24 protein-coding genes, 1 tRNA gene and 1 pseudogene are annotated in these 18,959 nt (G+C 47.1%); 19 read left to right on the top strand and 7 right to left on the bottom strand.

The genetic code is table 11. The annotated features are described in order from the left end of the window. The first annotated feature begins 93 nt into the window (after nucleotides 1-93). From NVIE_RS11990 to NVIE_RS11975, 4 genes are all read left to right on the top strand, one after another. The gene (locus NVIE_RS11990; protein WP_075055463.1) at nucleotides 94-1,050 is read left to right on the top strand and encodes an ATP-binding cassette domain-containing protein; all 957 of its coding nucleotides are present in this window, start codon (nucleotides 94-96) and stop codon (nucleotides 1,048-1,050) included. Then, nucleotides 1,040-1,819: an ABC transporter permease gene (locus NVIE_RS11985; RefSeq protein ID WP_084790809.1), complete on the top strand. Its 780-nt coding sequence runs from the start codon at nucleotides 1,040-1,042 to the stop codon at nucleotides 1,817-1,819. The genes NVIE_RS11990 and NVIE_RS11985 overlap by 11 nt, the downstream gene beginning before the upstream one ends. A gap of 34 nt (nucleotides 1,820-1,853) precedes the next feature. Beyond that, a tRNA-Pro gene (locus NVIE_RS11980) sits at nucleotides 1,854-1,927 on the top strand. A gap of 965 nt (nucleotides 1,928-2,892) precedes the next feature. Further along, nucleotides 2,893-3,099, top strand: coding sequence for a hypothetical protein (locus NVIE_RS11975; protein ID WP_075055462.1), 207 nt, complete (start codon nucleotides 2,893-2,895; stop codon nucleotides 3,097-3,099). 83 nt (nucleotides 3,100-3,182) lie between these two features. Here the strand turns inward: NVIE_RS11975 and NVIE_RS16180 are convergent, their stop codons facing one another. Then, the gene (locus tag NVIE_RS16180; RefSeq protein WP_258914125.1) at nucleotides 3,183-3,308 is read right to left on the bottom strand and encodes a hypothetical protein; all 126 of its coding nucleotides are present in this window, start codon (nucleotides 3,306-3,308) and stop codon (nucleotides 3,183-3,185) included. Between the two features lie 74 nt (nucleotides 3,309-3,382). Here NVIE_RS16180 and NVIE_RS15610 point away from each other — a divergent pair, with 74 nt between their 5' ends. After that, the gene (locus tag NVIE_RS15610; protein ID WP_158435224.1) at nucleotides 3,383-3,535 is read left to right on the top strand and encodes a hypothetical protein; all 153 of its coding nucleotides are present in this window, start codon (nucleotides 3,383-3,385) and stop codon (nucleotides 3,533-3,535) included. On the opposite strand, the gene NVIE_RS11970 is transcribed toward NVIE_RS15610, so the two are convergent. Continuing rightward, complete coding sequence (locus NVIE_RS11970; protein WP_084790808.1) at nucleotides 3,527-3,895, bottom strand: hypothetical protein; 369 nt, start codon at nucleotides 3,893-3,895, stop codon at nucleotides 3,527-3,529. The genes NVIE_RS15610 and NVIE_RS11970 overlap by 9 nt on opposite strands. A gap of 1,139 nt (nucleotides 3,896-5,034) precedes the next feature. On the opposite strand from NVIE_RS11970, the gene NVIE_RS11965 reads away from it, so the two are divergent. From NVIE_RS11965 to NVIE_RS15970, 3 genes are all read left to right on the top strand, one after another. Next, complete coding sequence (locus NVIE_RS11965; protein WP_075055461.1) at nucleotides 5,035-5,319, top strand: hypothetical protein; 285 nt, start codon at nucleotides 5,035-5,037, stop codon at nucleotides 5,317-5,319. Nucleotides 5,320-5,618: 299 nt separating this feature from the next. Further along, the gene (locus NVIE_RS11955; RefSeq protein WP_075055459.1) at nucleotides 5,619-6,020 is read left to right on the top strand and encodes a hypothetical protein; all 402 of its coding nucleotides are present in this window, start codon (nucleotides 5,619-5,621) and stop codon (nucleotides 6,018-6,020) included. 228 nt (nucleotides 6,021-6,248) lie between these two features. Continuing rightward, on the top strand, nucleotides 6,249-6,863 hold the full coding sequence (locus tag NVIE_RS15970) for a VOC family protein (RefSeq protein WP_075055458.1): 615 nt from the start codon (nucleotides 6,249-6,251) through the stop codon (nucleotides 6,861-6,863). On the opposite strand, the gene NVIE_RS11945 is transcribed toward NVIE_RS15970, so the two are convergent. Further along, nucleotides 6,812-7,384, bottom strand: a complete 573-nt coding sequence (locus tag NVIE_RS11945) for an HdeD family acid-resistance protein (protein WP_075055457.1) — start codon at nucleotides 7,382-7,384, stop codon at nucleotides 6,812-6,814. The genes NVIE_RS15970 and NVIE_RS11945 overlap by 52 nt on opposite strands. 250 nt (nucleotides 7,385-7,634) lie before the next feature. On the opposite strand from NVIE_RS11945, the gene NVIE_RS11940 reads away from it, so the two are divergent. The 3 genes and pseudogenes from NVIE_RS11940 to NVIE_RS11935 all read left to right on the top strand — a co-directional run bounded on the left by NVIE_RS11940 (nucleotide 7,635) and on the right by NVIE_RS11935 (nucleotide 9,020). After that, nucleotides 7,635-7,841, top strand: coding sequence for an AbrB/MazE/SpoVT family DNA-binding domain-containing protein (locus tag NVIE_RS11940; protein ID WP_144239711.1), 207 nt, complete (start codon nucleotides 7,635-7,637; stop codon nucleotides 7,839-7,841). Nucleotides 7,842-8,066: 225 nt separating this feature from the next. Continuing rightward, nucleotides 8,067-8,270: pseudogene (locus tag NVIE_RS16350) on the top strand (hypothetical protein); the annotation flags it as partial. A 33-nt stretch (nucleotides 8,271-8,303) separates the two neighbouring features. Next, nucleotides 8,304-9,020, top strand: a complete 717-nt coding sequence (locus tag NVIE_RS11935) for a DDE-type integrase/transposase/recombinase (RefSeq protein WP_227717368.1) — start codon at nucleotides 8,304-8,306, stop codon at nucleotides 9,018-9,020. A 148-nt stretch (nucleotides 9,021-9,168) separates the two neighbouring features. Here NVIE_RS11935 and NVIE_RS11930 read toward each other — a convergent pair whose 3' ends face one another. Next, entirely contained in the window at nucleotides 9,169-9,939 is a 771-nt protein-coding gene (locus tag NVIE_RS11930) for a hypothetical protein (RefSeq protein ID WP_144239710.1), read from the bottom strand. Between the two features lie 75 nt (nucleotides 9,940-10,014). Between NVIE_RS11930 and NVIE_RS11925 the strand changes: the two genes are divergently transcribed. Further along, nucleotides 10,015-10,497: a hypothetical protein gene (locus tag NVIE_RS11925; RefSeq protein ID WP_144239709.1), complete on the top strand. Its 483-nt coding sequence runs from the start codon at nucleotides 10,015-10,017 to the stop codon at nucleotides 10,495-10,497. A 617-nt stretch (nucleotides 10,498-11,114) separates the two neighbouring features. Further along, nucleotides 11,115-11,321, top strand: coding sequence for a hypothetical protein (locus NVIE_RS11920; protein WP_075055452.1), 207 nt, complete (start codon nucleotides 11,115-11,117; stop codon nucleotides 11,319-11,321). Between the two features lie 280 nt (nucleotides 11,322-11,601). On the opposite strand, the gene NVIE_RS14970 is transcribed toward NVIE_RS11920, so the two are convergent. Together NVIE_RS14970 and NVIE_RS11910 are read right to left on the bottom strand one after the other, a co-directional pair. Further along, nucleotides 11,602-12,477, bottom strand: a complete 876-nt coding sequence (locus NVIE_RS14970) for a hypothetical protein (protein WP_144239708.1) — start codon at nucleotides 12,475-12,477, stop codon at nucleotides 11,602-11,604. Between the two features lie 310 nt (nucleotides 12,478-12,787). Then, nucleotides 12,788-13,222 carry a hypothetical protein gene (locus tag NVIE_RS11910; RefSeq protein ID WP_075055451.1) on the bottom strand — a complete coding sequence of 145 codons (435 nt, stop codon included), beginning with the start codon at nucleotides 13,220-13,222 and terminating at the stop codon, nucleotides 12,788-12,790. A 738-nt stretch (nucleotides 13,223-13,960) separates the two neighbouring features. Here NVIE_RS11910 and NVIE_RS11905 point away from each other — a divergent pair. From NVIE_RS11905 to NVIE_RS11895, 3 genes are all read left to right on the top strand, one after another. Beyond that, nucleotides 13,961-14,491 (top strand): hypothetical protein, encoded by a 531-nt coding sequence (locus NVIE_RS11905; RefSeq protein WP_144239707.1) that lies wholly within the window; start codon nucleotides 13,961-13,963, stop codon nucleotides 14,489-14,491. Nucleotides 14,492-14,624: 133 nt separating this feature from the next. After that, a complete protein-coding gene (locus NVIE_RS11900) occupies nucleotides 14,625-14,927 on the top strand; it encodes a hypothetical protein (RefSeq protein WP_075055449.1) in 303 nt (100 codons plus the stop codon). Between the two features lie 524 nt (nucleotides 14,928-15,451). After that, nucleotides 15,452-16,186 carry a hypothetical protein gene (locus tag NVIE_RS11895; RefSeq protein WP_075055448.1) on the top strand — a complete coding sequence of 245 codons (735 nt, stop codon included), beginning with the start codon at nucleotides 15,452-15,454 and terminating at the stop codon, nucleotides 16,184-16,186. A 216-nt stretch (nucleotides 16,187-16,402) separates the two neighbouring features. On the opposite strand, the gene NVIE_RS11890 is transcribed toward NVIE_RS11895, so the two are convergent. After that, nucleotides 16,403-17,539, bottom strand: a complete 1,137-nt coding sequence (locus NVIE_RS11890) for a DDE-type integrase/transposase/recombinase (protein WP_227717367.1) — start codon at nucleotides 17,537-17,539, stop codon at nucleotides 16,403-16,405. A gap of 102 nt (nucleotides 17,540-17,641) precedes the next feature. On the opposite strand from NVIE_RS11890, the gene NVIE_RS14965 reads away from it, so the two are divergent. The 3 genes from NVIE_RS14965 (at nucleotide 17,642) to NVIE_RS11880 (ending at nucleotide 18,934) form a co-directional block, all read left to right on the top strand. Further along, a complete protein-coding gene (locus NVIE_RS14965) occupies nucleotides 17,642-17,827 on the top strand; it encodes a hypothetical protein (RefSeq protein ID WP_144239706.1) in 186 nt (61 codons plus the stop codon). Between the two features lie 196 nt (nucleotides 17,828-18,023). Beyond that, nucleotides 18,024-18,443: a hypothetical protein gene (locus NVIE_RS11885; protein ID WP_075055447.1), complete on the top strand. Its 420-nt coding sequence runs from the start codon at nucleotides 18,024-18,026 to the stop codon at nucleotides 18,441-18,443. 116 nt (nucleotides 18,444-18,559) lie between these two features. Next, nucleotides 18,560-18,934 (top strand): hypothetical protein, encoded by a 375-nt coding sequence (locus NVIE_RS11880; RefSeq protein WP_144239704.1) that lies wholly within the window; start codon nucleotides 18,560-18,562, stop codon nucleotides 18,932-18,934. Nucleotides 18,935-18,959: the final 25 nt, after the last annotated feature.

Here is an 18,959-nt window from a genome sequence, read left to right as displayed (position 1 = left end):
ACCCCGCAACAACGACACCACCACCTTTTTTACACTTTTTATTTTCTAAGGTATAATAGCCGATTGCGCGTGACTGTACGCGTTTGACATAAAATGATGATAAGGATAAAGAGCCTCGCCAAGCGCTACGGCAACCTTGTGGCTGTGGACGACCTGACGCTTGACATCGAGGAGAACGAGATATTCGGGCTCCTTGGCTCAAACGGCGCAGGCAAGACGACTACCATCCACATGCTTGCCACGCTTTTGAAACCGACGTCAGGCACCGCCACCGTCAACGGCTATGACATCGTAAGGCAGCCGGCCAAGGTGCGCGAGAGCATCGGCATCGTGTTCCAGGCGCCAAGCAGCGACGACATGCTGACAGGCTATGAGAATTTGTACGTTCATTCACTGCTGTACAGCGTTCCCCGCGACATCAGGAAAAAGAGGATAGACGAGGTGCTGGAGCTCGTGGGCCTGCTGGACAGGAAGAACGACAGGGTAAAGACGTACTCCGGGGGCATGAGGCGCAGGCTGGAAATAGCAAGAGGGCTTCTCCACAAGCCCCGCGTGATGTTCCTTGACGAGCCCACGCTCGGGCTTGACCCGGCAAGCAGGGAGACGATGTGGAAGTACGTGCGCAGGCTGGTCGAGGAGGAGAAAGTAACCATCATCCTTACCACGCACTACATGGAGGAGGCAGACATGCTGTGCGACAGAATCGGCGTGATTGACAAGGGCAGGATAGTCGCGCTTGACACGCCGGCAAGATTAAAGGCGGCCCTTGGAGGCGACATCATCAAGATCAAGACAAAGTCAAAGGACGCAGACCTGATCGCAGGCAGGCTTGACTTTGTACAAAAAGCAGAGTTTGTCGACGGCCTGCTGGTACTGTCGGTCAGGGACGCCAAGCGCAGCCTTCCGATATTGCTGCAGAACATCGAGGCCGAGCAGGCCGAGTTTTCAAGCCCCACCCTGAACGACGTGTTCATACACCTGACTGGAAGGAACATCAAGGAGCAGGCAGAAGGCGGGTTCATGGAGAGGTACGCCCAGTATGATGATTGAAGAGGCGCAGGCCCACATTGCAAAGGTGTACGCGATATGGCTGCGCGAGTTCAAGGTGTTCCTGCGCGAAAAAAGCAGGCTCGTCGCGTCAACGTTCACGCCTATTTTGTGGCTCTTTGTAATCGGCTCCGGGATCGGCTCGGCGACTACGGTCAGCGCCGCGCCGGGCCTTGACTACCAGCAGTTCATCTTTCCGGGGATCGTCAGCATGTCCATAATATTCACGTCGGTGTTTTATGGCTCGTACATCATCTGGGATCGCAAGTTCGACTTTTTAAAGAGCGTGATGGTGGCGCCGGTGAGCAGGGGCGCGGTGTTTGTGGGCAAGACGCTTGGCGGCATGACAAACTCGCTTGTGCAGGCGCTCATACTGCTTGCAATCGGCGCCGCAATCGGGATACCGCTGACCCCGCTTTCGGTGGTGCAGGCAGTAGCAGTAATACTGCTGATGTCGTTTGGCCTCACCTCGCTTGGGCTTGCGCTTGGAAGCTACATGTACAGCCTGGAGGGGTTCCAGATGATAGTGAGTTTCGTGGTGTTTCCGCTGTTCTTTCTGTCCGGCGCGCTCTTTCCACTTGACAACCTGCCGGCATGGCTGTCGGTGCTCACCGCCATCGACCCGGCGACGTACGGCGTGAGCGCAATGCGCGGGACTATGCTTGGCATAGGCGCGGAAAGCGCGGCATTTAACTTTGCGATATTGACTGCGTACACCAGCGCGCTCGGGCTCTTTGGCATCTATTCTTTTAAGCGCATGAAAGCGGTGTAGGTTTAATAGAGGTAGCCTAGCGTGACACCCCAGTGGGGCCATAGTCTAGCTTGGAAGGATGTCAGCCCGGGGCGCTGGAGGTCGTGGGTTCAAATCCCACTGGCCCCATTCACGTTATGGGTTCAAATACACGGGCGACCCATAAAAGAGCACATCGATTATTGTCAGAGAGACTGGAAAAGAAAAAGCGAGATATCGCTGACAAATCATGGCAAAAGCGCGCTGAAGATATTTGACAGCTGCGGAGACCGAAAGAATGAGGGCCCCGCCGGTTTTGGAAAGCGCAGGTTGGCTGGACCGGCCGGGACCATATGGCTAACGTCTATCGGTGACGCGAATTGTCGAAGAGAAAAATAAAAACAGGACGTGTACACTGCATTGCAAAAATCTAAGCAACCAGTGACATAAACCACAGATCATTCAGACTAGTCATAAAACGCTGTCTTTTCCCTTCAGATACTCTGTGGCCCATCTCCGCCATCAACGGAGTTTCATGTGCTGAGATGACCGCGGCGGAGATGAGCCGGTGACCGCTTGAATTGTTTTGGTGTGGGATTCTTCCAAGGTACGTCTCATAAAAATAGTGCGTGTACACTGCATGGCGATTTTTGTAAAAGTGCAATTCTCAAGAATAAATCGATGTAGGTCGAATTCCTGACGCGGATATTCCAAAGCTCGTGCATATTAGAATTGACAGGTAGAAGATGGAGCAGATTATGAACCACTAAGAAGGAGGCCACACCCTGCAGGATATTGCCAACCAGATGGACCTGAAAGGACAGATAGTAAAGTAATCGAGCTGGCAAAGAAACAGAAATGAGTCTGTGCGGCGAGCATATCAGGATCTATTCCGTAACCAGATATTCTCCAACCTAAAGGCTTTGGATGCTAGTATCGGTAAGTCTTCGGTAGCGGACATTCAAGATTGTGCATAGACAGCAGACAACTCGATAGGGATACTTATTCGACACTGTTCAAAAATACACACACAAGTTGCAAGTGTACACTGCATTGCACTTTTTCACCTTATATTTCTGTTAAGGATTTATTCAGGATGCTCCTATCAGCGATGCATGATACTTAGCGGCGCAAGAGGCGAGCTGTTGTCGGTGGACACAAAAAGCAAGACTGTCAGGATTCTCAGAAGGTCGATTGAGGAGGACTATGAATGCGAGGCAAATGTCAACCTGGGAAAGCTCGGATCCCTTATAGGGAAACGGGTTGATCTGGAGTTGCGCGACTTTCTGGTGATCGGTGTGACACATCACACTGAAGATTAGCGGCCGGATGGAGTCGTATGTTCTGGAACGCAGAGTAGCTAGAGCTCGCTGCTATGTGTTTGGATAGACCGCTCCTCTAAAATTCAGTCGATTCCAACCAGAGCGACAATGGTCAGCACAGTGTCGAGGCTTGCATGCAATACAATGTCATGGTGACCGTGCTTTGAGGGTATGATGCCCATCATGTCAAGTATCTTGCGGGATACCACTTCACCCTCTATCTAGTGCGGGTAGAGCATGATCTGCAAGAATCTCCATTTCTTTCGGATATTTGCCGGCAGGCATGGACGACTTTAGCAGCGAGAACGAGTCTATGTTCCTGTGTTTTTTCCTGAAGAAGGACTGCTACGCTATAGTCAGCTGCCCACGGCTAAAGTCAGCCGGCGTTACGCCGGATGACAAGTCTCTGTTCCTGACCTACGGAATCCTAGGATAACCGTTCCTCAATCAAGGGCATAATTTTTTTTCTTATAATAGGTCCAGGTCTAGCTGTAGTGTCAAAAGAAACAAGGAGAAGCCTTTGTTCATCGCCATGGATCGGTATTGTAGCTCGCTTTACTTTTTCATAAGTCGTTATGCTATACAGGGCCTTGCCTAGCTCACTTTCGAGAATCTCTCTTGTAGCGAACCTAATGACAGATTGCAAAATAGAGATCTCGAGTGTACTCCTATCAAGTAGAGGGACGATATCCTTTCGATATTCTGCAGCAACAATAGTGCCGTTCGTTTCTACAATGCCAGCAAATCTTATCCCTGGATCGAGATCAAGGACTAGTTTGCAAAACTCTGATGACATATTTTTATGTCCTCCACACCATGAGTGCTGCAGAGCAGAAAACATTCCAATTTTTCAATGATTCTTTCTGATCCCCTCGACAATATGGTTTTTCATACGAAGGTCTGTATCCAACCATCATGGTACCGCATGGAGGGTCCTGCTCCAATGGTATTGCGAGTCGTTGGGAGAAGAGAGTTGCGGAGCAGGACCAATTTGACCATGTCTATCTGCCTACCGGTAGGCTCGTGCTACTTTATTCTATAAGCAGCGCGTGTACACTGCATTACAGAAACGCAGGTTCACAATATGCCTGCTTACAGTAAGGTCAGAAGCTGTGATGCTAGTGGCAGATTACGAAACAAAACTTGGCATGAATTAGCAATATCGTTGACTGTAATTTGGATGGTCAATTAACAAACCCTGCCTTTTCAATAGCGGCGCTATCCTTTATAGGATAATGGTTTCGTGGTCGGGCTGCAGGTCAAAAGACACCATGAAAATGAAGTTGCCTGCCGGCAGGATTGCAACCCGCTTTATCTTTTCATACATTGCAAGTGTATAGATCGTTCTTCCTAGCTTTGGTTCGAGTGCCTCGCTGAGATCTATCCTAAGTTGTCAGTAAGGGAATTTGTCCGATTCTGTACTCACTCGCAACAATCTGCGGAGGTTATTGACCATAGCCGCAAATCCTATCGCTCCGTCCAATGCCATGACTTCTTCCTTGCATAGTTCTTCATCCACGTCAGACATGCAGGTCTGACAGAGACCCCTTTCAAGTATATATGATATGTCTGCACTGCATGACAAATCAGGTCCGCGGAAGGTTTTGCAGCTAATGCATGTTGGCAGGTTTTGCAATGCACTGTATACCTGCAGCTTACAGGGTTGCCCTTGCAAGGGTTCCGGTCAGCCGTCGCAGGCCTTTAAGGGTCCAAGTCAGGCCTGCAACGGCTGCAGTTAGACGGTGTCCATCCTTTAACCCTGTAGCCGTCTAGGGTTTTCTGTTTCCCGTACACCCTTCATCTTGCCAAATATTGCGTGCAATGAGGTACAGTGCAATCCTACCTCTTGAAAATATGTGATCTATCCACCTTGCCCATGTCTGTAGAACACGTGACACAAGAGTGCGACAGCATTGTAGCGTCGCTTCAGAGAAGGTGGCAGAACATCGACCCGTTCCTGCTCATAAAGTCCTCGATGCTGAAAAGAAAATACCCCGCGAGAGAAAACAGAGGTTCTTTCTTGAAATCCATTACATTCAGGGGATCAATAAAGATGGCAAGTCGAAACAGATGCACTATCTTGTAGGCAGATTTCCAAACAATCATGGACACGGCCACTATCAGATAGATCTGCAATCTGACCTAGAAACGGTAATGGCTATAGCTGCTGACAGAGACATAAAGTGGCTTGGTGGCGAGGTCTACCCTTACTGGCAATGAGTTGCAGGAATATCTGTGTTCGGCACAGGGCGACTAGGCCTACGGATGGGATAAGATATGCAGCAGGGCAAAAGCGCTGCAGGATATGCGACATATTCATTACATGGATGGGTCCTAATCGTCCATGTTGCAACTATCGGCTGCGGACCAGATCTAGATTGATGAAGTACAAGATAAAGACTGTCAGAGTGGCCTATGTAGACATGCGCAGCTCGAATTAGCCATCTTATGAGACTTCTGACTTTTTGAAAAGCCACTGCAGACAAATCGGTTAAATCAAAGCCTGAGTATAATATTGCATGTCTTCTGCAGCGATAACAACCCAGAAAGTTCGTCGAATGGAACTAGGACCATTCTGGAAAAAGAACGCATCACTCTTGAGCGAATTGGCGCGGACAAAAATGCCTCCAAAATCAAGACTAATCTTCAAGGAAATATCCACAATTCACGACAAGAAGCACGATGCCGACTTTACAGAATACGAGCTTGTGAACATATATGACAATCGGAAGAATTTCCTCAGGTTAACTGTGGAGTTCGGTCCAGACGAGTCTATCCGAAAAGAGGAGATTCTGGTCGGAAGCAAGCTGACCGATGGCAAGAAAACTGTGTTGGACGGCAACAAGATAACAAACAAGGCCCACGTAGATTGGCTGAGAGATATGCACAAAGATAAGACGTGCCAACTCTTCCGTGCCTAGTTCCCTTCTCCCTTTTTATGTTGTTCAACTGCGCTGCCATAGATAACATAGTCATCCTTTTGCACGCCAAGTACCTCGGCCTCTTCCAAGTTATTGCTCTCCTTGTCTATGTGCACGACCGGGTTGATAGTGACGTACTTTCTGGAAGATAAACGACGTGTTTTACGGGAAGAGCCTCTCCTTGTGGGGGGGGGCAATTGCTTTTAGGCTATTTGCTACAGGGAACATATGAGTACCAAGATATTCGTCAACCTGCCAGTCAAAGACCTCAAAAAGACGATGGAGTTTTTTGGCAATCTGGGATTCGGGTTCAACCCAATGTTTACCGACGAGAACGCCGCCTGCATGGTGATCAGCGAGGACATTTACGCCATGCTGTTGACTGAAAAGTTCTTCAAGAGCTTCATACCGGGCAGAGAGATCTGCGACTCTAGCAAAAGCACCGAGTCGTTAGTTGCGCTGTCCCTTGAAAGTCGTGCAAAAGTTGACGAGATGATCAAGAAAGCCGTGGCAGCCGGAGGCTCTGAATACAGAGAAGCGCAAGACTATGGCTGGATGTACGGTCGCGCCTTCCAGGACATAAACGGACACATTTGGAAGCCTTTTTACGCGGACATGGACTCCGCGCCAGAAGAAATGAAAAAAGGAAGTAAAGCCACGGCGGGCAACTTGAAAAAGAAGAAGAGAGTCTTCCAGACTTTCAAGTATCCAGATCACCCTGCCTTGGCGGCTGCTTCTTCATTTCAGCTTGCCATGGTGTTATGCGACGAGGAGGAAGATGATGCGGGCGCTCAGGCCTGCCCCCTGCCGCTGATTCCCGTGACGACCAGCCTGATGCCATAAACCAAGAGCCCTATCCCGATCACAATAGCCACAAGTTCTATTCCAAATGCTGGAAATGCAAGTATCATAACAGACAATGCAACGGCTAGCGCTCCTGCAATGACGCTGAATATCCTGGCACCTCTGCTCGGAGTAGTGTCAGTAGCTCTTTCGCTTACTCCCATAAGACCTGCCACTATGCTTGCAAAACCGCTAAACATCAAGGCAACGCCTGCCAGTATCGCTACAAACATGGCGGCGCCTAGAGGAAACGCCATGACGAGAACTGCAAGTATTATGACCAGTATTCCAAGACCAATGTGAGCGGCCCGGGCTTGTTTGTATACGAATATCCCCGCAACTATATTTTCAATACCAAACAAAAGCAGGATTATTGCTGCTACTGTCAAGGTTGCCACGACCGTGAGAACAGGGTAGATTATTGCAGCAAGTGATAGCACGATGGCAATAGCGCCTATTCCGATTTGCAGGGCCCTTACCCACGTAGGTGATTTTACGCCTGCAATCCTAGTTGTCCTCATATGTCCTTATGAAAAACGTGACACTTAAGGCTGTGGTAATAATTATTCATAGTGGTTTTTAAGGGATAACCTTACAAAATATAACCATAGCGAATCTCGGTTCTGTCACGTTGACGGGTGATACCACAAAATTTTCTGCCTGTAACAGCGCGGGTGATGGGCGAATTTTGCGGTCGCAGCGTCCGCAAAATATCTTCTAACTTATGGCACCACAACGCTTATCTAACCTATGGTGCCATACTGGAGCGTCATGGTCAAAGGAGAAAAGGGAATCGTCAAACTGCAAAAGCGATTTGCCTACACCTACAACGATAAAGACCACTTCAAGTATGTTGTTACAATTCCAGAAGAAATCGTCAACGAGCTTGGATGGAAGGAAAAGCAGGAGCTTGAGCCTAAGGTCGAGGATCACAAGCTGGTTTTCAAGGAACGCTCTCAAGCACCTAAACGCCATTAGTTTATGGCACCATAACAAATATATAGTATGGTGCCATAATACATTATGGTGCCATAAGTGCAAGCAACCAACAATCGCGAACAAAAGGGTTTGACGATAGCGCAATTGAAAGGTCAGGTAAGGCGTGTTGACGAAACCAACTATTACGTAAGGTCGCAAAGCGGCAACGGCGAATACCACATCTTTGCTAGCGAGCTCGGATGGCTATGCTCATGTGCTGACCACATGTACCGCGGTCAAAAGTGCAAGCACATTTTCGCGGTTGAATTTAGCCAAAAACTGCGCGCCACTGTTCAAAAGGTTGTTGCCACCATAAAGCCAATTGACGCTCAGGCTTGTGTTAGCTGCAATTCTACACACATTGTAAAGGATGCCAAGCGCAAAACAAAGCATGGTGAAATTCAGAGATGGAGATGCCGCGACTGTGGCAAAAGGTTCTCGTTCAATCTTGGATTTGAAAAGATGCGCGCAACTCCGCAGGTAATAACAACCTGTATGCAGTTGTACTTCTCAGGCGAAAGTCTGCGCGGCATACAGAAATTCCTAGCATTACAGGGAATCCAGAAAAGCCACATGAGCACCTATCGCTGGATCGCCAAGTACACGAGCCTGATGAACGAATACCTAGAAAAGATAACACCGAATGTTTCAGATACTTGGAGAGCTGACGAGGTATATGTCAAGGTAAAGGGCAACCTGAAGTACCTTTTCGCCATGATGGATGACGAAACCCGGTTCTGGATGGCTCAGGAAGTTGCAGACAGCAAAGAACGCCACGATGCTAGAGGACTATTTGCAAAGGGCAAAAAAGTAGCTGGCAAAAGACCAGCGAAGATAATCACTGACGGCTTGTGGTCATATAAAGAAGCGTACAAGAGGGAATTTTTCACAATAGCAAACCCGCGTACCATCCATGAGGTAAGTGTCATGACAAAGAACCAGCACGACAACAATAAGATGGAGAGGATGAACGGTGAATTTCGCGATAGAGAAAAGGTTATGCGCGGTCTGAAAAAATCCGATACGCCAATTCTGAAAGGCATCCAGCTGTACCACAACTACTTTAGACCGCATGAAGGTCTGAACGGCGACACGCCAGCGAGCCAAGCGGGAATAAAGATTGAGGGCACCAACAAGTGGATCACCGTGATCCAAAACGCAACCAAATTGCAAAACTAGATTGCAGAAACAAACTCGTGATTTAATTGAAGGTGGAATTGCTGCGTGTATGCTCTTACTTCTGAATATTGGCATATTGTGGTTGGTTTATAGTGTCGTTTCAGGTCAGCGCGAGCCGATAGTAATCTACCTGCTAGTAATCGGGTTATTAGGTAGCATTGTCATGCTTGCCAAAGACGCCCTTACGTCGGAGAAATGAAAATAGCTTCAACTGTATTGGCACAATGGTTAGTAGTAAAATCAAGAATGAAAGTCCGAGATTGGTTAGGGAAAGTTGGTTCGCTTCAATGCCAAGAAAGAATGTATGTGTAACACTGGGATCAGATATTGTAATGAAAGGTTCTGATAGCGAAGGATTCACACGATCAGGCGAATCAGTTAATGCGACACCGTACACGCCAGCCGTAGCATATCTTATGCCTATTGTGCTGTACCTAAACTCATCTGGAAAGTCGCTATAGGTACCTTGCCAGTACACATTCGACCAGTCAGCGTCATCTTGTGGATACCTGTCAAGTTCAAGTTTGCATTGGGGTATGGAGGAATAAACGTCAACTGGTCTAGTTGGGCAATAGCTACCGTCAAACCAAAGAAAGTATTGTTCTGGAATAGTGCGGTTTTGTTCAGAGTACAATGCCCTATCTTCTCCTACAGGTTGGAGTTTCGCAAAAGCCGTGATGTTGCTTTGCGCTCCAATAACAAACGCAGCCATAGTCAAATGCAGTTGAAGGTTGTTGGTAGGCATGGATGGATCTATCAATTCTATATCATGACTTTGATATGCAATTGGATAACCTCTAGGCTCTACGGCTTTGACAATTATACTAACGCTCAAGATAGCCAAGACACCTTCAGCAACTATGAGAGATATGAAGGCGAGAACTGCCACTGTCTCTATGAGCGGTCTTGAATTTGCCAAATAGCCAGCTCAAGCTTGTTAGGGCACCATAAAAGCATTAGCTTAATGAGCTTGTATGCACGCCAATTTCATCAATTGAGCGAGTTCCAGACGGCTTTGGACTTGGCGCAAATAGCTACGGCAGCAGCGGCAGCAGTTGCGGCGGGTGTTGCAGTTTGGCAATCTAAGATGACCAAACAACAGATAGATAGTAGGTTAAGACCTTGGATAGGTACAAAAGAAATCATGATCGCGCAAGATAAGATTGAAGTGGTGTTAACAAACTATGGTGGATTACCTGCGCTATCCGCAGTGGGGAAAAGTGATCTTTCTGACAAAGTACTAACAATCGCTGATTTGAAAGGACAAGATGATAAAAATACAATGGGCACCATCATGCCGAATAGTGAAAAGTTCTATATCATGGAGCTCTCTGATGATCCTCATAAGAAAATACTGTCTTTTGGTTATGTTGTAGAATATACCTATGCAGGTGGGAAGCAAGGCGAGTATGGCATGATTGCAAAGTTAGGTGCTGGAAACAGACGATTTGAGATAATCCAAGAATGGACAAAATAAGCTCATCACCCGCGCTGTTACAGGCAGAAAATTTTGTGGTATCACCCGTCAACGTGACAGAACCCGAATCTCTATGTACACAAAATTTCTATTTCTGGCCACTAACCAGATAAAAAATCGCATATAAACCAAGCATGGAATTTGGCTGGATCGATTTTGCAGCTGTTGTGCTTTAGAAGAAAAACTTTTTACGCGCATGACAGGCAGGCGGGAGAAGCGTGTCTGTTTAAAAGATTATCAGGCATCTTGGCATCATAATCATGATTATGATTACCTCAGATTGTAATCTATCTTGGACAGAGTACAAAAGTGAATAACTATTCCAGCGAATGATCACACTGCTCCGCCGGTGAGCACGGCTTAAGTATCAATGAGTCGCTGCTTGACGATAGTATGTTAAGACACTATGACATTAAACCCCTAGGTCAGAGAAAGAACAAGTCGAAACCCTACTACTGCAATACATGTGGAGATGTCGCAACTGCCGAGGCGCTATTTGAAGTGGATCAAGGGACGGTAATCATCATGCAGAGGCTCTGCGCCAGGTGCTTGTCCAGCGCAAACTATGAACTTCCAAATATTCCAGAGGTATCTGGAGGCGGGGGTAGTAGCAGATAATGGCAATGACGTACGCATCTAGGGAAAAAGAAAGAGAAAAAGAGACGATCGCAGAGACGTATGAGGGACTTGCTGCACTTGGAGTAAATGTCGGCGCGATGCGAGAGATAAACCCGTCTTTGCATCAACTCCAGGATCTCCTTCTCCACCTTAAACCTCTCGTGGGCAAGCACCGGAGGAGCAACTGGCCGGTTGAGAGTCAGTAGCGACAAGAAAAAGAAATACCAAGATAGCAGTTTTCAGGCACGTGTCCCTTTTGCAGTCAATCTCGATTGAAAAATATGTTCGTCAGTTATTAACGCAAAACGCCAAATGAGCAGACTCGTGTATCATGCCGCATTCACGTTATAGGACATATAGAAAGAGAAGGAAAAGACTACTGCGCCGGCTGCACGGCAATCTGCGCACAGTGCCAATGGCATGCGATTGCTCTATATGATAAGATAGGAAAGAAAAGAAAAAAAGGAGAGGGAGAGAAGGTCACTCTCAGTAGCCTTCTTCAAAGTCTTCGCTGAACGTCAGGTCGTCGCACTTGTAGAAGGCACCGTCAAAGTCGTAGTAGACGCTTCCCATGTAAAAGTCATCACACTGGTACTCGTTTCCGTCCTCGTCGTAGTAGAACTTGCCTTCCTCATCCCATTGATGCTCTTCAAAGTGCTGGTCGTAGAACTTGAAGACCGTTGTGCTGTCGTCGTTGTCATAGTCCTCGTTGTCAAAGTGCACATAGAATGAGCCTGCGTCATAGTCGTTATAGTAGTTGTTGTGGATGATGATCTTTACGTTGCTGTAGTAGCTTTCGTCGTGGTGATATTTGAACTTCTTCTTCCAGTGCTCGCTGTAGTAGTACCCGTCGTCATCGTCGTCACTGAACTTCTCCTTGTACTTGAAGTGCTTTGGGCCATAGTATTTGTCATCGTCGTCGTTGTAGTATCTCTTGTACTTTCTGTCATAGTCGTCATCATCATTGTTGCTGTAGTGCTTCTTGTTTCCATAGTCTTCATCTTCATCGTTGCTGTCATCGTCATCGTCGTCATGATTGGTCTTCCAGTGTTTCTTGTATACGTGGTCTTCAGCGTCATCGTTCTTCCAGTGCTTCTTGTATTCGCTGTCGTCATCGCCGCCATTTCCGCCGTCGCCGCCATCTCCACCGTTACCCCCGTTTCCGCCGTCGCCGCCGTTACCAATGAGGAGTCCTCCATCGCCGCCGTCGCCGCCATTTCCGCCGTTACCCCCGTTTCCGCCGTCGCCGGCAGCAAACGCGTTGGCTGGCGCGCCAAAGGCGTATGATGCTATTGCGGCACCTACTATCAGCATTGATAGGAGTGCCGTTTTGTTTTTGATGATGTTGTTGTTATTCGACATCTTGCGTTACCATGCTGTCAATGTTTTAAAGCATTGAGAAGCCTGAACTCATAATGTGATTATAACCATTAATTCTAGAGGGAGATTTTATGTCATTATGTAAAATGTATCGGCTATGTGATTTACAATGTTGGATGATGTGAAGGCAATGGCATCTCGCACCGCTGCCTTAATTCAGTCGTCAATGGTATTTTCTAGCTCAAAAGACCGATATCCAGAGTTTCCCTTTGGCCGCGGCTTAAGTCGCGAACAGATGTGCAGGGATGACGACAATAAAATACCGTTGTTGCTGCTGCAAAGAAAAAAGGAGTCAGACTCCATCCTTGCCGTCCTGTCCATCTTGCCCGTCCTGTCCGTCCTTGCCGTTTGTCGTCATGGCCTGTTCGTCGCCAGCTATAAAGAGGCCAAAGTCGTCGCACTTGAACAAGTTTTCATTGATCTGATAGTAGATGGTGCCGTTGTACACCTTGTCGCACATCAGCTCTGTTCCTTTTGAATCAAAGTATGAAAGCGCAGTCTCGTTCCATGTGTGCGCAGGGTCGTGCTTGTCAAAGAACTTTAGTCTTTCTGGAGCAACTTCAGGCGCGGCAGTCTCGTTCCCGCCGGAGCCTGCGGCGCCCTCGCCACCTTGGCCTCCTTGGGCAAACGCATGGGTCGAAGCAACAAAGATGAATAATGATGCAAGTGCGACACCTACCATCACAAATGATAGCATCGCCGTCCTGTTGTGCCTTATGCTTGACATCAAGGGCCGGTCAGGTCCCTATGGCTTTAAAGCGTTGAGAAGGGTAACTTGAGAATTCTTCAACAGAACAGGGAATAATTAATTTTCAATAGATCCTGAACCAGCTAAGGTTTTGCCTCGGCGTTTGTTGAACAACAGAAAAAAGAGGAGGGATGATCTCCTTCTCCCTCTATCGAGGGCAGTGGCGGTGTGGCGGCTCACCCTGGCTTTTTTCACATGCACACGCGCGCTCCTGTTTGCGTTACCGGCCGTCGCGTCATGATGATGTTCTTTGTCAGACGGCGGCTATTGCATCATGCGGGAACACACAAGATCGTCATCATCATATCTATCGTGTTCTCTTGTATACATGGTCGCCACCATCCGCGTAAACAACCTAAACACGAAGCCTGCCCCAGCTCATCAACAGAAGACGCACCTTTAACTGACGAGGAGAGGGGCGGTGGCTTTCTTTGGGGTATATGCACGTCTTTTGTTACAAAACCTTGCTATAAGCAATATGAGTACATTGTGTACTTTGTGTAAAATATCTAACATGGCGGACCCAAATATTGGGACAAAATGTGCACATCAGTCAGCCATATTGCACAATATTTTCGTGTTTTATTCATATGACATCCACATTCAATGCAAATTACATAATTTTGTATCATATATTTTCTACAAGAAATAGGATATTAACATTAAATATTCCAAAAATAATAAAAGACCGAAGAATGCGTTCTAGGTCAACTAGACTTGACCAATCATACTGAAGCCGCCACATTCAGGTTTGATAAAGCAATGCTTGACCAACTCAGGCTAGAGGCTGAGCAGAAACAAATCAACCTCAACACGTTATTGAATCAGATTGTAAGATCCCATATTGAATGGTACGCAAACGCCGCAAGAGCAGGATTTATCCCGATACGCAAGGGAGTGATCAAGAGGCTGTTTGATTCGCTGACCAAAGAGCAGGTAGATGCGCTGGCGGAGGATGTCGCCAGAGGCTTGACGGATGAAACCATGATGATCATGACAAAAGAGCGTACGGAAGAATCGATTTTTGAGCTTTTTGAGAGATGGATAAGGGTCTCGGGTTTTAACTATCGCCACGAAATAAGCGAGGATAGCCGTATTCTTATAATCCAGCACAACATGGGAGAGAATTGGTCCCACTATCTCAGTCGGCTTATGGAACATGCTGCATCAGGATTCATGAACATCAAACCTGAAACCCAGATTACAGAAAACGCACTCTTCATCAGGATTAGAAGGGTCCGACGCTAATTCTCTGTTCACTCAGCGGATTTCTCTGTGTTTTTGAAGGTCAGATGCAGAGACCCACATCTTTGCGGTTTTGGAATAGAGAGACTGCAAAGTAAACTGTTTTAATTGAAAGCCACGCATACCTCTCTCGTATATGAGTAACAGCAGGCGGGATGCGAGCCAGAAGGACAAGGATAGTGGCACGCACCAAATGTCGTCGCAATGGGCAGAAATAATTGGTCAGCTTTTTGACAGGCTCAAGGGCAAAGGCGCTTCTGTGACGTACACCTTCGACAACCTTGTTATCGACATGCCAAAGGCTCAAGGGCCAGACGGACAGGACCTGGGAGCGGCAAGATGGACCGTCAATGGCAAGGTTGTAGTCACTGCGGAGGCGCACAGGATTGCAGAAGAGGAAGAAGATAGGCAGAGAACGTTAGCAGCTTCAACCTCCTAATAGTCGCATTTTATGCAGCAGCCATGTTAGACAACAAGCATCTGCACATAGGCCAAGGCGACGAGGTAGCTGGCTGGGCAAGATGCTAAAGGCTGCAAGATCGGGCGTGATCGCAATTGATTTTGCAGGCTAACCGATAGTGAAAATAACTGCCGGTAGCGATAACAGGATAGCAGTTGACCTTTTGCAGCCGAATGTTTTCAGGATGTCTGAAGACGAAACGGGCCTCTGATAAACTAAAGACTGCTTCGGAATTTGGCCGCAGGCTCTGTTAATTTGCCGTCGGCTAGGCATCTGTCTCATATATCATTGAGCAAACGATAAGTTAACAGAACCCCGCAAGAGGTTCTGTTAACTTACTGTGGGCTAGCCTGATTTTGAAAGGCCGTTAACTTTCGTGGGCTAGGCATGGAAGATTTTTCTGTACACAGATCACCTTTTTATGACACTCTCGTGAGCTTGGCAATGGTTAAGCTGGTGAAATTGGCATCGTCAGACCGCAGCTTGGGTGGCCGCAATTCCTCATGGTAAGAAGGAATCCCGATAAAAGACCGCCTATTAATCCAAATTCTCCTCTTGAGCCTAGTCTAAAGGTACGACTAGCCATCGCCGGTGCGATAATTTTCGCAATTAGCATCTCATCAGGCTTTGTTATCCTGCAAATTAACCAAGTTGTGTCAAGGGAGAGTACGTTTGCTCCATATTTTCTCAACATCTCGAATCCTGCTAAACTCAACGAAACGATGTACATCACAGTAAATCTAGAGTCTCAAGGTTCGATCGCCGCACAAAAAAATATCACAGTATACAGCCGCTTAGCTCCAAACCATCAACTGAGAGGAGAGGGAGGATTAGGCTATTCCGATCTACCCTCATATTTCTTGTTGACATTTGACGGTACTTTTTGTCCGCAAGGTACTGTTGATAAGTACGGTTCGCAAAATGCCTGCGCCATTCTCCTGCAAAAAGTCAATGTTAAAGATAAAGTGCATAATCCAAATGGTTTCAATTATGAGGGAACAGGAACCATACGGTATGCTACGGGCGGCCAATTTGGTATACTTTTGGGAACAAACTTCAATGAGACTAGTGGTACTGCGAACGTCATAGCTAGCAATTCTGCTTTCATAAACATAGTGTCTCTTGAGGATTCTCAGCAGGTTGAACTTGGGCGCGCAGCGGTATATCTAGCAATTCCTCTTGCAGTAATCGGTGCAGCCATCTCACTCATTCCCATCTTAACCAGTCCGAGAAAATAATCTTGGGTACATCACATATGTCCACAAAGTACCAATTATTCCCACCATGATCATCACGAATGATGTCAAGAAAATGATTGGCAATAGATTGTCTGCTCTATGCTCGTATAGGACTAATACCTCGAACAAGACAAGTCCTAAAAGCAATATGATTGGTGAAACTTTTCCTATTATCTTGAGTACGTCCATGAGTTGTTCTATGGCTCTCAACTTCTCTTAGTTGATCAGGTCTCTTGATGCGTTCTGAATCACAGTAATCCACTTGTTAGCTCCCTTAATCTGGATGTTCGCTGCTTCTGCTGGTGTTTTGCCATCTAACCCTTCGTGTTCGCGGAAGTAGTTGTGGTAAAGTTGATACCCTTGCAAGATTGCAGTGTCGATTTTCTTTAGGCCGCGCATGACCTTTTCACGGTCGCGGATCTCTCCATTCATACGTTCCATTTTGTTGTTATTGTTGTCGCCCTTGATGTGGATGTGCTGGATGTGTACGGCTTTTTCATCCTTGTACTCCTTTTTCCATGCAACGTGGAAGTTCTGCGCGCCGTCACTGATTAGTACGCGAGGCTTTTTCTTTGCCGTAGCTGCGCCGTCAATGAACATCGGCCTAACATCTTGGACGTACTTGCTTTCGCTGACCTGCTGCGCAATCCAGAACCTTGTCTGGTCGTCCATTAGGGCATAGAGGTACTTCATGTTGCCTTGCACTTTCACATACATTTCGTCCGTGCGCCAAGTGCTAGACACTTTTGGAGTGATTTTGTCGAGATAGCCCTGCATCAGAGCGACGTACTTCTTTATCCACTTGTACACCGCGACATGACTCATGTTAACACCTTGCAGTCTAAGGAACTTCTGCACCGAGCGCAGGCTTTCCCCAGAAAAGTATAGCTGCATTGCTGTTGTAATCATCTGCGGGGTTGCTCTCATTCCTTCAAAGCCGATGTTTACGGTATAGTGCCTGTTGCAGTCTTTGCAAAGGAATACCTGAATGTCGCCGTACTTGTTGTGGCGCAGGCCGTCCTTCTTGATGTTTTCAGAAGCGCAGTACTTGCAGGAGTTTACCGCGACTTCTGGAATGACGTTTACATATGACTGCACCTGCTTGCGCAGCTCTATCGAAAACTCGACTGCAAGGATGTGTTTGCATTTCACTTGGCGGTAGCTGTGGTCAGGGCACGTACAATTCCAGCCTGCTTCTGTGGATATGACAACGTACGCACCGCGGCCAGACTGCGACTGTACAACATAGTGGTTCTCGTTGTAACGCTTGATTTGGCCTTTAGTCCATACAATCTTTTGCGCCTTTTCGTTGCGGTCTAGTTGTCGTGTCGGAGCTGTTGGCGGTGGTGTCATATCTTCGTAGATACGATATCTTCGTAGATATAAATACCTTTTGTTATCTTCGGAGATACCGTTATATACGAAGATACCGCTTTGTAAGGTGGATGGTGAGTAATGCCCAAGTGGAAGAAAGACGCTACTGAATTTGAAGTGGGGGTTAACTTTAGCGAAGGACGCGGAGCACAGAGTTCTATCCCTAAACCCGTGTATGACGCTCTCGGACAACCTGAAACAATCAAGTTTATCGTCAAGAACAAACATATTGAGATTGAGGCAGGTACTGCTACTCAAGATGAGTGATCATCAAGAAAACCAGTGCCATTGCAGCAATCGCATTTTCTTTTCCTGAATTTCTTTAGAATGTAAGGCACGCAATGCGGTTTGTACTTGCCGAATAGTTTGATGGTTGACCTTAGATTATCCTCAGCGCTCATTCTTAGAATGTGCTTGTTCAGGAATATCTCCATATCAACATCAAACTTATCTAGTGCGCTAATTGACAAGTTTTCTAGAACAAATTACAGTGCCCATTCTTGACCCGACGCAAGGCGCTATACTGGTAGCGATTTTCACTATCTTTTGGGGCATCATTGTCGAATCGTGGTTTGTTAGCAGATGGACGATCATCTTCAATGTAGTTCCGTATATTGTCATGCTTGCCACTATCGAACTTGCGGAATGGGCGGGATTCCTTGGCATGTACTTGCTTCTTTCAATCATTGTAGCACTTGTGCCTGAACACCAAAACCTCAAACAACTTTTCGGTGCTAAAGGATACGGCTCGCTCGCGCTAGTGTTGACGGTAATAGGGTCGGCTAACAGCAATCTAGTGTATTTGCTTTGGCTGATTATTAGCGCACCTGTTTATGTTGCATGGTGGCGCGTTAGAATCTGGAAGGAAAACAACGCGTATTGATTTTTGTGAGCCCACGAAAGTTAACACGACCCGTACACGCGCACAACCCACGAGAACGTAACAGAACCCCGCAAGACTGTTTAAATACTTAGGCTTACCTAATTAGGCCTGCCTAATTGACGATGAACGCGCTCACGTTTGACAGCCATGCCACCGCGATGCCCCTCCTCCAGGAGCTTGTTGACGGCATCTCGTACAGGTTGATAATGTCCACCATAGACACGCCCAAGACGGCCGCGCAGGTGTCCGTCGAAAACAACCTCCCGCTCAGCTCGACGTACAAAAAGATAAAGAAGCTGCAGGACGTGGGCATACTCTTTATCGAGAAGATAGAGCTGGACGGCAAGGGCAAGAAGGTCGTCTATTACAGGAGCAGGATAAAGTCGATGGAGTTCAACCTTTCCCGCGACCAGATACTCCTCCAGTTTGAAAAGAACGACATCCACATGTCGGCTCTGGTAAACGCGATGAAGCAGCAGGCAACTTTTTAGCCCACTATATTTTTCATTATTTTTC

This window comes from Nitrososphaera viennensis EN76, from assembly GCF_000698785.1.
GTDB lineage: Archaea > Thermoproteota > Nitrososphaeria > Nitrososphaerales > Nitrososphaeraceae > Nitrososphaera > Nitrososphaera viennensis.
Note: the sequence above shows the minus strand (reverse complement) of the source record. Positions and strands in the feature narration are given on the sequence as shown.